Annotated in this window: 16 protein-coding genes and 1 pseudogene; 4 read left to right on the top strand and 13 right to left on the bottom strand. The window is 35.3% G+C overall.

Features of this window, described 5'->3' with window-relative positions; translation table 11 throughout:
• Window positions 1-31 precede the first annotated feature (31 nt).
• The 3 genes from GFJ36_RS09710 to GFJ36_RS09700 form a co-directional block, all read right to left on the bottom strand.
• Window positions 32-772: a BRO family protein gene (locus tag GFJ36_RS09710; protein ID WP_098230713.1), complete on the bottom strand. Its 741-nt coding sequence runs from the start codon at window positions 770-772 to the stop codon at window positions 32-34.
• A gap of 76 nt (window positions 773-848) precedes the next feature.
• Complete coding sequence (locus GFJ36_RS09705) at window positions 849-1,673, bottom strand: hypothetical protein (protein ID WP_157349536.1); 825 nt, start codon at window positions 1,671-1,673, stop codon at window positions 849-851.
• 16 nt (window positions 1,674-1,689) lie between these two features.
• A complete protein-coding gene (locus GFJ36_RS09700; protein ID WP_098230712.1) occupies window positions 1,690-1,887 on the bottom strand; it encodes a helix-turn-helix domain-containing protein in 198 nt (65 codons plus the stop codon).
• Window positions 1,888-3,263: 1,376 nt separating this feature from the next.
• Between GFJ36_RS09700 and GFJ36_RS09695 the strand changes: the two genes are divergently transcribed.
• Window positions 3,264-3,590: a hypothetical protein gene (locus tag GFJ36_RS09695; protein WP_000589756.1), complete on the top strand. Its 327-nt coding sequence runs from the start codon at window positions 3,264-3,266 to the stop codon at window positions 3,588-3,590.
• Window positions 3,591-3,717: 127 nt separating this feature from the next.
• Here GFJ36_RS09695 and GFJ36_RS09690 read toward each other — a convergent pair whose 3' ends face one another.
• Window positions 3,718-4,263 carry a hypothetical protein gene (locus GFJ36_RS09690; RefSeq protein WP_097889444.1) on the bottom strand — a complete coding sequence of 182 codons (546 nt, stop codon included), beginning with the start codon at window positions 4,261-4,263 and terminating at the stop codon, window positions 3,718-3,720.
• Window positions 4,264-5,433: 1,170 nt separating this feature from the next.
• Window positions 5,434-6,006, bottom strand: coding sequence for a recombinase family protein (locus GFJ36_RS09685; RefSeq protein WP_087957864.1), 573 nt, complete (start codon window positions 6,004-6,006; stop codon window positions 5,434-5,436).
• A gap of 362 nt (window positions 6,007-6,368) precedes the next feature.
• On the opposite strand from GFJ36_RS09685, the gene GFJ36_RS29465 reads away from it, so the two are divergent.
• Window positions 6,369-6,662, top strand: coding sequence for a hypothetical protein (locus tag GFJ36_RS29465; RefSeq protein ID WP_242015953.1), 294 nt, complete (start codon window positions 6,369-6,371; stop codon window positions 6,660-6,662).
• Window positions 6,663-7,012: 350 nt separating this feature from the next.
• Here GFJ36_RS29465 and GFJ36_RS09675 read toward each other — a convergent pair whose 3' ends face one another.
• Together GFJ36_RS09675 and GFJ36_RS09670 are read right to left on the bottom strand one after the other, a co-directional pair.
• A complete protein-coding gene (locus tag GFJ36_RS09675; RefSeq protein WP_098230711.1) occupies window positions 7,013-7,765 on the bottom strand; it encodes a Cthe_2314 family HEPN domain-containing protein in 753 nt (250 codons plus the stop codon).
• Window positions 7,766-8,002: 237 nt separating this feature from the next.
• Window positions 8,003-8,716 carry a TRADD-N-associated membrane domain-containing protein gene (locus GFJ36_RS09670; protein ID WP_242015952.1) on the bottom strand — a complete coding sequence of 238 codons (714 nt, stop codon included), beginning with the start codon at window positions 8,714-8,716 and terminating at the stop codon, window positions 8,003-8,005.
• Between the two features lie 423 nt (window positions 8,717-9,139).
• On the opposite strand from GFJ36_RS09670, the pseudogene GFJ36_RS09665 reads away from it, so the two are divergent.
• Window positions 9,140-9,367, top strand: a pseudogene (locus tag GFJ36_RS09665) (GNAT family N-acetyltransferase); the annotation flags it as partial.
• Between the two features lie 26 nt (window positions 9,368-9,393).
• Here GFJ36_RS09665 and GFJ36_RS09660 read toward each other — a convergent pair.
• Genes GFJ36_RS09660 through GFJ36_RS09635 form a run of 6 tightly spaced genes read right to left on the bottom strand, consistent with a single transcriptional unit; the run spans window position 9,394 to window position 12,201 of the window.
• A complete protein-coding gene (locus GFJ36_RS09660; RefSeq protein ID WP_088063138.1) occupies window positions 9,394-9,744 on the bottom strand; it encodes a hypothetical protein in 351 nt (116 codons plus the stop codon).
• 32 nt (window positions 9,745-9,776) lie between these two features.
• A complete protein-coding gene (locus GFJ36_RS09655) occupies window positions 9,777-10,205 on the bottom strand; it encodes a GNAT family N-acetyltransferase (RefSeq protein WP_097889440.1) in 429 nt (142 codons plus the stop codon).
• The gene (locus tag GFJ36_RS09650) at window positions 10,202-10,573 is read right to left on the bottom strand and encodes a cupin (protein ID WP_097889439.1); all 372 of its coding nucleotides are present in this window, start codon (window positions 10,571-10,573) and stop codon (window positions 10,202-10,204) included. The genes GFJ36_RS09655 and GFJ36_RS09650 overlap by 4 nt, the downstream gene beginning before the upstream one ends.
• A 12-nt stretch (window positions 10,574-10,585) precedes the next feature.
• Complete coding sequence (locus tag GFJ36_RS09645; RefSeq protein WP_087982712.1) at window positions 10,586-11,071, bottom strand: GNAT family N-acetyltransferase; 486 nt, start codon at window positions 11,069-11,071, stop codon at window positions 10,586-10,588.
• Complete coding sequence (locus GFJ36_RS09640; protein WP_088063135.1) at window positions 11,068-11,628, bottom strand: 2'-5' RNA ligase family protein; 561 nt, start codon at window positions 11,626-11,628, stop codon at window positions 11,068-11,070. The genes GFJ36_RS09645 and GFJ36_RS09640 overlap by 4 nt, the downstream gene beginning before the upstream one ends.
• Window positions 11,629-11,634: 6 nt before the next feature.
• Window positions 11,635-12,201 carry a GNAT family N-acetyltransferase gene (locus tag GFJ36_RS09635; RefSeq protein WP_087982716.1) on the bottom strand — a complete coding sequence of 189 codons (567 nt, stop codon included), beginning with the start codon at window positions 12,199-12,201 and terminating at the stop codon, window positions 11,635-11,637.
• A 136-nt stretch (window positions 12,202-12,337) separates the two neighbouring features.
• Between GFJ36_RS09635 and GFJ36_RS09630 the strand changes: the two genes are divergently transcribed.
• Entirely contained in the window at window positions 12,338-12,979 is a 642-nt protein-coding gene (locus GFJ36_RS09630) for a DUF1648 domain-containing protein (protein ID WP_157349535.1), read from the top strand.
• Window positions 12,980-12,990: the final 11 nt, after the last annotated feature.

Genomic DNA, 12,990 nt, shown 5'->3' with positions numbered 1-12,990 from the left:
GTGAGCCTTTGATGAAGACATATTGTAGGGGTTACCGCTTGATTAAACCTAATAATTTAGCTATCTCCTTTGTTCCTCTTTGGCTAACTAGCATCTGTAACTTTCCACCTATCAGAGGCTTGTAGTTGATATGACCATCTTCTCTCAAGTATGCGTACTTAGCGGTATGCAACCAGCTGCCTTTTCTTGTTAGATGGATAATCTTTGCTTGCTTTAACATTTGGTTTAACTGCTGGGGTGATCGTAAGCCTAACTGCTTAGCAGTACTCTCAATAGTTGTATAACCCTCGATGTCTAACACTTTATCGTGATAAGCTACTGCTGGAGCTTGCTCTTCTAATTGCGCCTCCACTTGAGCTAGCTTCTTGTTCTTCCTAGCTATCGTCGCTTGAGCTACCACTAAGGCACGAGCTAGTAGATCATCATCGCTTTCTTCCTCGTTAGCAACCATATACCCACCATCTCTGCGGATGCTCGGTAGTACTTCTGAGGTTACCCACTTTTTGAATGCTTTGGCTTGAGGTTTGCGACTAGTTAAAATTAAACTGTAGAGACCTGCCTCATTGATAGCCCTCATATGTTGCATTCCTCCAAGGGTGTCCACTAATACTGCACCTGTCTCGTCTTCATCTAATCGAGCAAGCGCATCTCTGTATTTGCTAATCCCTAACACCTCACATACATCTTTAGCTACGAACCAGATAGCTCCATCCTCTTTAGTTGTTCTAACTTGTCCCAACTCTTCATGGTCAAATACTTGTAAATTATTCATCTCTCCATCTCCTCTTTCTATTTTTAATCCCCTTTCATCCTATGAGCGGGACTGAGTAGATTAATTTTTGACAGACTTACTTCTTAAAGTTTTCTTTAGAAAAGCCAGCTCCGTTAATTGCAGAAATGACTTCATCATAAGTAGGCTTAACAGCTTTTTTACAAGCTAAGTTTGGACTCATCGTAATAGCTGTCTTAGTCGCCTTTATCTCCACGATAGCCTGTACCCTTCTTAACTTAGGAATTGCACCTTTGATAAAATCAATTGATATCCCTAACTCGTTAGCAATATGTTTTCTAGACCAAATTTGTAACTTACTAGGATCTGTCTCGTGTGGATTATCCACTAAAATGTGATACTGAAAGTGAACATGATTTAAAAGCTGCATAAGTAGCCCTAACTCTGAGAGGGTAATTTTTTTAGCAATCTCTTTTAATTCCGTTTTGTAAACCTTTGTGAATAAATCCTTCTCCTCATACCCTCCACAGTTAAAGAAAGAATCTCCAAGGCTTACATATACGCTTCTCCCTTCTTTAGTTCTAACTATTAAACTCAACTTTTCTAATTCTGCTAAGATATCATTTGTTTGTCGCTTAGATTTACCTAGTAAATCAGCTGCATGGGTAGTTGTCATTCTCTCAAGTTTCTTCTTGTCAGCATGTTCCATAAACAGTTGTCCATCCTCGTTTAATTTAACAAACGCCATAAGGTACATGAGAACGCCACTTTGTTCTAGACTTAAATGTTTCTTCACCTCATTAAAGCCTTCCTTAACCATTACAAATTGTTCATTCCCTAGTTTATTCTCTTTGTATTTCTTACGAGCTTCCTTTTGACCTGGACTTGTTAGATCGTACCCTGCCTCGAGTAACATTTTCTTAGCTATTTGTAAGTTATTCACTTTTCTCCCTCCCCATTTACTCTTGAATTAATAATTTACTAATATCTGTCTCGCCCACTGCTTGAGCAATTTTCCCAAGGTTCTTTAAAGAGATGGAACGATTACGTTTTATTCTCGATAGATTTGGACGCTGAATACCTGTCTGTTCTGCTAATTCTGCTAAGCTGGTGTTATAGCTAATACAAATCCTTTCTAAATCAATTACTAACCTCAAAACTCTCTACCTCCTTTATTCATTGTCAAAATAGATACCCTTTGGTTAAAAAGGGAGCCGACTCAAAAGAACAAGTATGAGCCAGCCAAACTAGTATTAAACTAGGGAGATTTTGTAATGAAAGTATCCTTTTATTTATCCCTTCAATAAGATAATTAGAAAGTATGTGACTATCTCTTATTTTCCCTTTCAACAGGATATTTACCACCAGTGTGACTATCCCTTATTTATCCCTTCATAACTAATATGAACGGGCTGTGACCTCTACAGGGAAAAATCAGCCTCCAACAGGGTTACATCCCTTTCCAAGTCCACCTTTGAACTTTGAAAAAACATCCCTTCTCACGGTATACCGATTAGAATATACTCTTGAAAAAGATTCCTACATATATAACATACCAAGAACGTAACACCTAAAAGTTTCGCTCATATATAACATACTAGAGGTGTGACAACCTCTTATTTACCTCTTCCGAAATAAAAAAACTGTAATCCAACAGGCAACCTCTACAGGCTACTTGCGAATTACAGTTACTTTTTTACGTTATGTAGTTACACAAAGATTGACATTCCTCGTTAGTTGCCCTCAAATCAATTCAAAAAAAACGGTGTATGAAACCGCCAGCATTGAAACACCTTCAATCTCACTCTCCCAACAGTTTGACCCTGTTTCACTTTCGGGTTTCTCTGTATTCTGTATACAACATTTTAGACTATCTTACAGTAACCCCCTACAGTAAAACTAAAGAATTGCTGCCTCGTTAATTATTATCCAGAAGTTATTTCTAGGAGAATATTAATCATTCAATTCTATAGAGATCACTTAGTTAGCTACCTCTACTAGTTCTTAACTTCTCAAAAACATAAATACAAAAACCTGAGAAGGAGAATCTACAGAAGCATACTTCAAAGGCTCGCCCTACTCGTTTACAAGAAAATATACCCTTATGAACTCTGTAGTTTATCTTAATTGTGCCATCTCCTATAGCTCTTTAATGCCTTTAAATACCTTTAACCTAGAGAAGGAAATCTATTAGTATTACCTATGGAGTTATAACTGCTGGTTTACCAGCTAGTACTCTCTATTGTCTTCCTCAGTAGTTCTTTATTTTCTTTACTGAGCTAGATACCCTTAGTTAACTATCAAGTTTTATCTTAGGAGATAAGATGTAAAACAGACATACTCTGTGGCATTACCTGAGGAGAAAAACTAATGAAGAACACTGTACGAGCAATCTGTTAGAATTATTTTATAGGGAGATTTTTTAGCTTCACTGCTAGAGCTCGTACTCATAGGAACTTGTAGAATACGTTCAATAAGTGATATTGATAGGACAACCATGAGAGCGAATAGAATAAATCAAGGGGGGTGTTATATGATTAAACACTTTGGATTAGGAGCCTTATTTATAAGTATTGGCTTATTAGGTGCCTGCTCACAGGAAGAAGCTACCACTACGAAGGCACCATTTGAGGACTACAAGCCATCTCAAGGGTACATTAATGAGGGAGAATTTGAAGCTCTTGATTATGATATGACTCGTGAGGAGGTAGCTCAGTTGATTGGCGGTGTAGGTGAACTATACAAAGAAGAAGACTACATAGAAACCATAATTTACAAAGGTGAAGGCAATATAAAATTTGCTATGCTGAGATTCGAAAATGGCAAGTTGGATATGTGGAACAAACAGGATAAAGAATAATTGCTTTATAGATAGTTAGATATAAGGAGCTAGACTGAAGAGGTCTACTCCTTTATTACATTCTTACAGGTACCTCTCTTACCTACTCATGAGATACGCTATACAAATGTAACCTTAAGTGCAATAACTATATCCCTTTTCTGACCTGTTCTTGATTAGTAAATGGCTTCATTAGTAGTAAACTCAATGATAATCCACACAGTACTAATCCATTTACATATAATTGTACTGCGCTCTCCTCAGTATTCAATAGTTGAGCACGAATCTTTTTGGCAACTTCAGAGGCACCTCCTAATAGCATTCCTACTCGGAGGATAGCTCTCTTAGGAAATAATCTGGTCTCGCCGCTAGAGTATGTATACTTCTCTCCATTTCTCGATGTTACCGTATATGATCCTCTTCTTTTCATTTTTTGAAAGAAGGAACTTATTTTGTTTCCCTTCATAAGCGTGACCCCATCTGAAACAAGTTCATCCTTGTGAGATTCAAATAGATTAGTTATCTCTTTATTTGATACATCGTAAAAATCTGCGACCTGTTGAAGAGTAGCCATTTCCAACTCAGGTGGCAACAATAATTCTTTTACTTTGTTAACTACTTCCACCTTGTCAACTAAACTATCACGCTTATCTTTCGGGCTGATTACCTCATTAGTTAATTTTATGTCACTCATGAATATTCCCCCTTTGTTTATTTTTATTATATGTCATCTCATTCGATAAACCAATGGTATCCATATATTCTAAATATAGGTATTACCTAGGTGATACTGAGGAGATATGTTCTCGTATATCTAACACCCTAGCTTTCTTTACTTCCTCACTGCTTGGTAATCGGCTTACGAGATAGCATCAGTAACTCATGGATACCATCCTCAAATCTATTCAAAACGGTGTATGAGACCGCCAGCATTGAGCTAAAACGGTGTATGAAACCGCCAGTATTAAAACAGCATCAACCTTACTCTCCCAGGGGATTAAACCCATTTCATTTTCGGATTTCTCTGTATTCTGTATATAACTACATAAGTCCATCTCATAGGCAAGACTCTGAAAGAGTTCACCTAATAGATTCCAGCTCAGTAAAAAATAAATACAAATGACTACTGAGGAAGATTAATTAGTTATCCTATATAGGTTTACTACTTGATGAAACCAAGAGAAAGACTATATAACTATCCTCAAAGAGTTTACCCTTCTCTAGGTTTTAAGTATTTAAATGCATTTAAAACAAATAACTACCTGAGGTAGAACTAATTAGTTGAACTTAATAGTTTTAACTTACTTAGATTTAACTACAGAGTATCAAAGTAAGTACTTTTAGAAGGAGCTAACGAGGACGGGCAACGGAGATGTAACTATGAGGGCGAATGTTGGAAGAATAAATTTTATAAAATTGACTGAGGAGATAAAACTTAGGGGGTCGATTTTGTGTCTGTATAGTAACGCTGTATGGCACCATCCGATATGTGCACCCACCCCTATGTTTGTAATATGTGGGACTAAGGAGGTAGGGCCAAGGAGTATCCCCCACAACAGTCACAGAGAGGCAGCTAACGAGATCAACTGTCAGAGTCTAGCCATACAAGGCGACAGCACAAGTAGTACATATGAGCTTGCACTCCTCATGTAATCAACTACCGGTCTTCACCTCATACAACTATCAATGATAGATACCTTATGAGCCGGCACTCCTCAACCGTACATACAAGTATCAGCTTACGTATTCACTTATCAGATCCACAAGAAAATACTGTTAGGTGCATACCCAAGAGATGTATCTACAGGAGTCATACTCGTATACAAATAAAAAAGAAACCACGAGGTAGCAACTTAATGGTCACCTATCTCGTAGTTCCTTCTTGTAATTTTCTCTTATTGATCTCTTTATATAGCTTACCTTGAGATATCCCTACTTGACTAACAATGTCCTTAATAGAATATTCTCCTGAGTCATACATCTGCAGGGCTACTCTTATTTTGTCATTGTCTAGTTGAGGTCTACCTAGTTTAACTCCACGTTTCTTTGCGCTTACTAATCCTTCTTTTGTTCGCTCCGCTATTAAGTCCCTTTCTAGTTGGCTGATTACTGCCATCATAGAGAACATAGCTTTTCCAGTTGGCGTTGAAGTATCCATGTTTTCCTTTAGTGACACGAAAGTAACACCCATGGCATTTAACTCTTCGACAGTTGTAAGGATATCCAGAGTGTTTCTCCCTAGTCTGCTAATCGCTTCTACAATAACAGTATCACCTTCTCGTACTGTATCCATGAGCTGGGTTAATCCTGCTCGGTCTTTCTTAGTCCCGGTATACTTCTCTTGGATTAATCTATCATAGCCGTACTTGTTTAGTGCTTCTAGTTGTCTATCCAGTAACTGCTCATCAGTTGAAACCCTAGCATAAGCGATTCTCATTAGGTTTCTCCCCCTTACATTTATTGTACCTTTAATGTAACATGAGTTCATATTAAGTGTAAAGGTTTTGTGTAATCTTTTATGTAATAACTTTATGTAACACCAAAAAGGCTTAACAGCAAGGTTTGCTTCCCTAGTTAAATGATTACACTTATCTATCGTTTTATGTAATCTTAGCATATAACATAACATTATCAGATTGCTCCCAAAGGACATGGTCGTAGTAACAAGGTCTTTCGTATTCTCTTTTAGCTGAGCTAGTTGCTATGGAGTTAGGTTACGATCTCCTATAAAATAAACTTGTAAATTATTTACATAGAGTTATACCTCGAGTAATGTAGTATCTATAGGGGGAATGTAAGGTGATTAAAAAGTTATTTAAAAAACTTTCGAATGACTTTAAGAGTGACTGGGGTGCTATGAAGGAACATAAAGAGAGAATGGATCATTTACCTACTAAGGCTGTTCTTGTGTATAGCAGCAATAGGGAGTTTGTTTTTACAGGGGCAGACATGGTGCTGTTTCTAGGTAGTGGCCGCGATAAGAAGATGTACTTGAAGAATCAGCTAACTGGAAGAAACGTTAATTTCTATAAAGATAGTAGAGTGTCTTATGAGATGGTGGAGTACATAAAAGCTACTAAAGAGATACTGTGAGGTAGGGCTCTATAAAGGTTCTCTACCTCTTTTGTTTGTACCGATAGGGTTCCGAGGGAGTTTTGCTTTCTCAGGCGTAGCTAAGTTGGTATATTTTATACCTTTTATAGTTCCTATGTTGATGTTCTGGAAAGTGACCACATCGAGGTGGAGGTTTTTACCTCTTAGAGTAATCTCAGAGAGATTCTACTCAACCTTAACCCTCAGTTTCTGTTGAGTAATTACCTACAGAGTTCCACCTCGTGTGTTCCCAATCTAGAGTAATAACTTATAAAGTACTAACGTATATAACAAACAAATTTGCTAATCCAATGGTTATAATCAATAGTTATCTAACGAGGTAAAATACCTTACGAACAAGTTATTTTTTCATTAAAATAACCCTCAATTATTTCACATATCCGCTTCATATATTCAAGCAAACCTAAAGCAATCTCTAACAGTCTTTTAGATGGTGTATATTGAACAACTACTGAGACTGTACCATCTTCTGAGTCTTCGACTATTTGGGTGCGCTTCTCATAAGGTGGTTGATTGTGTATTATATCATTCCTCACTTTAGAAGCTTCTTGAAACTCTACAGAACTCCTAATTTTATCCAATTTATTATATAGCGCACTATCTACAATCTGGATTTGAAGCATTACACTATGAAAGCTTTTCTTAGTCTTTATTAATTTCCCTTTTCTTTTCCACTTAGTTTTCAAGCCTAAACAGGCGAACAGTAAATGAGCTAATAAATCTAAAGAGGTAAAAGCTTTTTGAAATAAACTATCAGCATTCTGATCGAAGTGTACCTTATTTGTCCATTCTTTATCAGTAAGGTTATTTAAATATGGATATTCCCCATCAGGGATACCACGACGCGAATAATATAAGAGATATGCATAACTCAAGTTCAACTGAAAGATTCTTTTGTTTAGCGAGCTCGCTATATTACGATTTAAATTTAAATAGTCTATTCTATCAAGCCCAGAAAGTTTTTGGTTTGTCCAATGAAATAATTTACTATCAATTACGTAGTTATAAAGCGGACTTTCTTTTAAAAGAGGTGCCATCTCTTCTTTAGTTGGAAATTCAAACATATCAATTTTAATAACCATCCTTCTCCTCCTTGTCCATTTTAAGTTTATAGCAATATCACAGGTATGTTAATACGATATTGTTATAAATCCCCTCTCAATTTCCTCCTTATAATCACTTACAATCGAGTTATTCTGTCTAACAACATAAATCTAGAGTCCTACCTCACCAGATTAATAACAGAGTGGTACCCCATCACCAAGATACAAACTCCATAAAAAAACACTGCTTAAATCCAAACAGTGTTTAGTTGATACCTATTTATTTTCTTCCCCCTGAGCTGGAGCCTTTGGAGAAATCCCATTAATCTTTAAAGCCAGCTCAACAAGTGCATCTTCTCTCTTATCCTCATTCTGAATCTTAGATAATAAGAAGTTACTAAAGTAGAAATGATGAGTGTTTACAAATCGATTATGAAACTCTGTTAGTGATTTGACAGTCTCAGAATGCATCTTTAAGTAAATTACAGCAATAAAGTTAGAGAGTATAGCTCCAATTGCACCTACTGAGGCTACAATTATCTTATTTTCAAGCTCGTTGGAACTGTTAGCAATTAAGAAGTACAAAGTTATTCCAATTATTGCAAAACCAATTAATATACATGCTATACCAACAACAAATATCCAAGAGCTTTGTTTTAAGTTTTCATCATAATATCTCTTCAATTCAAGATGATGATGCTTAAAGAGCTTCTCCGATCTCTCTTCCAATGATGAATGAGAAATACTTAATAAATCTAACTCATTCTCTATATCTTGAAGTTCTACTATTTGTTCACTCATAGTTCTAGTTAAAGGAATTGCTATTAGTACAATTCCGTAAGAAATAAGAATTATGTATAACATAGAGATAGGTATACCGAACTGCTCCTTAGAATAGTCAGGCGAAATATACGCCAAAAAAAATAGTATCACAAAGCAAGCAATACCTAAAATTGTAGAAAACTTATAAGTACTTTTTTTCCGAGCCATTCTGTAATTTAACTCTTTTTTTCTTTCTTGAAGTAATAATTTACGATTTAACGGTCTATCACTTATTTTAACCCCCTCCTCTCCTCTTAATATCTTTTTATTATATTATAACATACAGACCGTACCAACTAGCACTATACTTGAGTGCCCTGTCTCAAGAGTTTGACTTTTGGTAATACCTTCTCAAAATAAAACAAAAGTGATCGACTACATAGTTATCCTCCTCAGATTAACTACATAATCCAGCTCTCTAGTTACTTTTTCGTACACGAGCTAGGTAAATCTATTAGTTCAACTTTCTTGACTACCTCACAAGTTCCAACTGAATAGTTATTGACTCACAAGTCTGTAACCTCTATAATTTTCCTAAACGAATAACTAAAAGAGTGGTCACTCATAGATAAAACCTCATCAGGATTAACTTCCGCCTCTACATCTGCTGAAAATTCATTATCCGCTATGGTAGTTGGCGTATGTACGCATCCGAACTACCGCGGAAATGGATTTGCTTCACTCATATTGCAAAAAATGATTCAAGACTTTACGAAAGAAGGCCGAACACTTTGCTTGTTTTATAATAATCCGGCTGCTGGACGAATTTATAAACGATTAGGGTTTAAAGATATAGGGATGTGGACGATGTACCGATAATAAAAAGCCGATTTGAAATCGGCTTTTTATACATATTGTGCTAATCCAGCTTCAAAGGCTTTTTTATCATTATTTAGTACACCAAACAATGCTTCTTGAAGCGCAAATGTACTTTTATAAAAATACATTCGTTCCTTTACTGCTTCTAAATTAGGATAATGAGCTGAAAATAGTTGTAAAAACTCCTCTCCATAACTAGCTAATTCTATTCGAAGTTTTTGAATACCTTTTTCATATTTCGGAAAACGGAATACTACATTATCATTTACAATTAATACATCATTATTTTGGCCAATTTCATTTATATAAGCTGATCTTATTTGTAATTCAGGACACACTCTTTGTAAATACGAAACATACTCATTTTCTTTTCTCATTCTTTCCCCTCTCCCGTTCAAGCCTATTGTTCTCACTTCAAAGTCATAATTACCTGTCTTTCAACAAAACCAAACTCTTCGTACATCTCTTTCGCAAAATTCCCGGCAAATACATTTAAGCGAATTTCTGAATACGTCTCCTTCAATTCCTTAATACCAGCTTCCATCAGTTCTTTCGACAGTCCTTTCCCTCGATATTCTGGAAAAACGTATAACTCATATATAAATCCAAGTTTTTCACGAGAAAAATAGTCTGTATTTTCCCCTATTAATACCCATCCTATTACTTTCTTTTCTTCTTTAATAACTAAATAATATGCTCCCTTTTCCACTATTGGCTTTGTAATTTCAATCGCTTTCTCTATACTTAATCGACAATTCCCTCTTGTCCCTTCAAAAAGTGATTGAGCTGCATACTGTAAGATTTCATTCGTTTCTTCTCGATTCGCCTTTTCTATCATTTTTCACAACTCCACTCATTAATAGGCATTACTATCGCTTGTTCAAGTTCCTCCGACTCAATCACAATTGCCAGCAATCCCTTTTCCGTAATCGTTTCATGAAATTCGCCCTTCTCCCAAAACACAGCCTGTCCCGCTTCCACCTTCACATTTTCTTTATCTGCTCCGCATACATATCCTTCTCCATCCACAATAAGAAGCAGCTGTGATACAACTGCTTCATGATATCCAATTATTCCATTCTCTCGTAAATGCATAGCACCAATATGTACATTTCCTTTATGGTTTAATATTTTTGACATTATGAAATTAGATTGAAATGCTGAGATTTTCTTTCCCACTTTTTCACTAAAATCAAAAATTTTCATTACTAATCCTCCCTATACGTATAAAACCATCCTTACTGTCTGCATCATATGTCCTTCAAAATCTTCTTCAAATTCCTCTAATTGTGCAAAACCTTTCGCTTCATAAAAACGTTTTCCTTTTTCATTCGCTGCTTCTACATGAATGTATAGTTTCCGAATTCCTTTTAATTCCGTTAACCCTTTTTGTAATAAAGCACTTCCTACCCCTTTCCCTTGCTGATCTGGTAACAAATAAATCGCTCCTAATTCTGCTTCGTTTTGCAATCTAACAGGTGAAAAATTCGCAAAGCCAATTACTTCTCCCTCTTCTTCCGCAACGAATAAATGTGTATTTTCAAGACGATATTTCATTTTTTCATCAGAATAGGCCTCGTCTAAAAATCTGTCTTGAATCTCTCTCGGAATAATGCTTTCGTATGTATCATGCCAAGCTATTTTCGCTACGGATTGTACAGCGTGAATATCTTCTTGCTTCATTTCTCTAATTACATATGTCATCTCGTTGTCTCCATTCTCTTTAACTTATATTCTGCTAATATACTAGAAGAAATGGCAGAACCATTTTCATAATTCACTTTAATTAATTTTAATTTCTCAATTGAAGCTGTTGCATAATCAAATTTTTCATATATATATTCCATTACACTTAAAAACTGATTTGCATGTAACTTATTTGCAATCGTGCAATGCGGAACCCATTTTCCTGGTACATAATATGAATTTAAATTATCATGAAAAGTTTTAAAATTATCATGATAAGAATGATGAAGTTTTAACAATTCATCTGTAATGGTCGGTGCTAAAAAGATCGTTCCATTAGTAGGAAAAACTCCAACAGAAGGAAAATTTATTGCAGCCATATTTTCTTGAACAGCTACAAACTCCTCTAATTTCTTAGTATATAAGTTAACATCTACCTCATTGTAATCAGCTAATGTAATATGAGGTTCTACTCCGGCTAATTGATTTGTGCCAATGATATTTGTTATTTCATTTTGTAATTCTATAATTTTATTAGTAAACACACGATCAAATGTAGCAATAATAGCGTACATACTTTCTCACCCCTTCGTTACATATAACGCTTCCCATTCTTCACGAATCATTCCCATTCGAATAGAATCATAGTACGTCCCGTTATAATAACGACATTTTCGCATCCTACCTTCTAAGCTCATTCCTATTTTCTCCGCTACTTTCATCATTCGTTCATTGCCAGACCAAGTCGTGATTCCTACTCTGCCAATCTCCATCTTTTCAAATAGTAAATCTCGATATAACGTTAACGCCTCTGTACCATAACCACCATTCCAGTAATTTGGATTATAAATAACAAGCCCTATCTCTAACCAACGCGTCGGTTTATATTCCCAATAAAACCCGATTGTCCCTATAATTTGACCGTTGCTTTCTATAATTAAATTGGATAGAGGTTCCTCTTTTAAACGAGTTTTCATCTTCTCTTTATAAGACGAGTATTCTTGCATTGAAAACGGAAAATACGGTGCATCCCATTTTTTCCATTCTGGATTTTCTTCTTTAAATACGAGATCCCATAATGTTTTTATATCTGATTCTTCAATTGCACGAATTGTAACTTTATCCCCTTTTACTCTTACGTTTTGCATAATTTCCTCCTACACTCCTCTTTATTTCATATATAATTATAATGTTTTTTCAGAAAAATCAAAACAAATATCGTTTATTATATTGTATAATTTTGTTATAAGATACCAATTATTCATGTGGAAAGCTGGTGATTCAATGAATAATCGATTTAGTATTACTTTATTTCTCACTATTATTACAACAAATATTATTCTCTATTTCTTCTTACCATTACGTATTGTTACGAAATGGGACTTCAATGGAACGCCTACATCAACAATGGATAAAAGCACTTTTGTTATCGTAAATATAATTATATGTACCTTCTTATTCTTTTTATTTTTAACTTTATCTAAAGCAGCGAGTAACCAGAAATTTCTCCTTTGGATTGGCAACACAATTTTACTATTTTTATTTTTTGTCGATATTGTCATTGCTCTCATCGCTCTTGGCTTCACTCTTCCTCTTGATCATTTAATATTTTTAGCATTAGGGCTTTTATTTATATTAATAGGCTATTTCAGTTCCAAAATCGATACGAGTAAATCAACGGTTTCATTGGAATGGAATGATAAACATCTTGAAAAAAGAGCTTCAAATATTTGTAGTATTTCAATGATAATAGCAGGTGTTTTCCTAGCCGGGCTTCCATTTATCGTTCCTGTTCCGTATAGAGGTTATGCTATAATCGCAATTATTTTAGGAATGACGCTTGCCATTTTACCGAGTACGATTTACTTACTTATGAAAGACAGCAAGCAAGCAATCTACTCATTTAAAAAGGTAATAAAAAAATAGGAGGTTCTATA

Origin of the sequence: Bacillus sp. EE-W1 (assembly GCF_009760835.1) — a bacterium.
GTDB classification, from domain to species: domain Bacteria; phylum Bacillota; class Bacilli; order Bacillales; family Bacillaceae_G; genus Bacillus_A; species Bacillus_A wiedmannii.
The sequence above is the reverse complement of the archived record's forward strand: the minus strand, read 5'-3'. Positions and strand labels throughout refer to the sequence as shown.

Bases quoted from the DNA above. Each gene is read 5' to 3' on its own strand.
- GFJ36_RS09650 (WP_097889439.1), bottom strand. From the start codon at position 10,573: ATGAAAATTTTTGATTTTAGTGAAAAAGTGGGAAAGAAAATCTCAGCA.
- GFJ36_RS09655 (WP_097889440.1), bottom strand. From the start codon at position 10,205: ATGATAGAAAAGGCGAATCGAGAAGAAACGAATGAAATCTTACAGTAT.
- GFJ36_RS09630 (WP_157349535.1), top strand. From the start codon at position 12,338: ATGAATAATCGATTTAGTATTACTTTATTTCTCACTATTATTACAACA.
- GFJ36_RS09675 (WP_098230711.1), bottom strand. From the start codon at position 7,765: ATGGTTATTAAAATTGATATGTTTGAATTTCCAACTAAAGAAGAGATG.
- GFJ36_RS09695 (WP_000589756.1), top strand. From the start codon at position 3,264: ATGATTAAACACTTTGGATTAGGAGCCTTATTTATAAGTATTGGCTTA.
- GFJ36_RS09660 (WP_088063138.1), bottom strand. From the start codon at position 9,744: ATGAGAAAAGAAAATGAGTATGTTTCGTATTTACAAAGAGTGTGTCCT.
- GFJ36_RS09635 (WP_087982716.1), bottom strand. From the start codon at position 12,201: ATGCAAAACGTAAGAGTAAAAGGGGATAAAGTTACAATTCGTGCAATT.
- GFJ36_RS09645 (WP_087982712.1), bottom strand. From the start codon at position 11,071: ATGACATATGTAATTAGAGAAATGAAGCAAGAAGATATTCACGCTGTA.
- GFJ36_RS09640 (WP_088063135.1), bottom strand. From the start codon at position 11,628: ATGTACGCTATTATTGCTACATTTGATCGTGTGTTTACTAATAAAATT.
- GFJ36_RS09710 (WP_098230713.1), bottom strand. From the start codon at position 772: ATGAATAATTTACAAGTATTTGACCATGAAGAGTTGGGACAAGTTAGA.
- GFJ36_RS09685 (WP_087957864.1), bottom strand. From the start codon at position 6,006: ATGAGAATCGCTTATGCTAGGGTTTCAACTGATGAGCAGTTACTGGAT.
- GFJ36_RS09670 (WP_242015952.1), bottom strand. From the start codon at position 8,716: ATGGCTCGGAAAAAAAGTACTTATAAGTTTTCTACAATTTTAGGTATT.
- GFJ36_RS09690 (WP_097889444.1), bottom strand. From the start codon at position 4,263: ATGAGTGACATAAAATTAACTAATGAGGTAATCAGCCCGAAAGATAAG.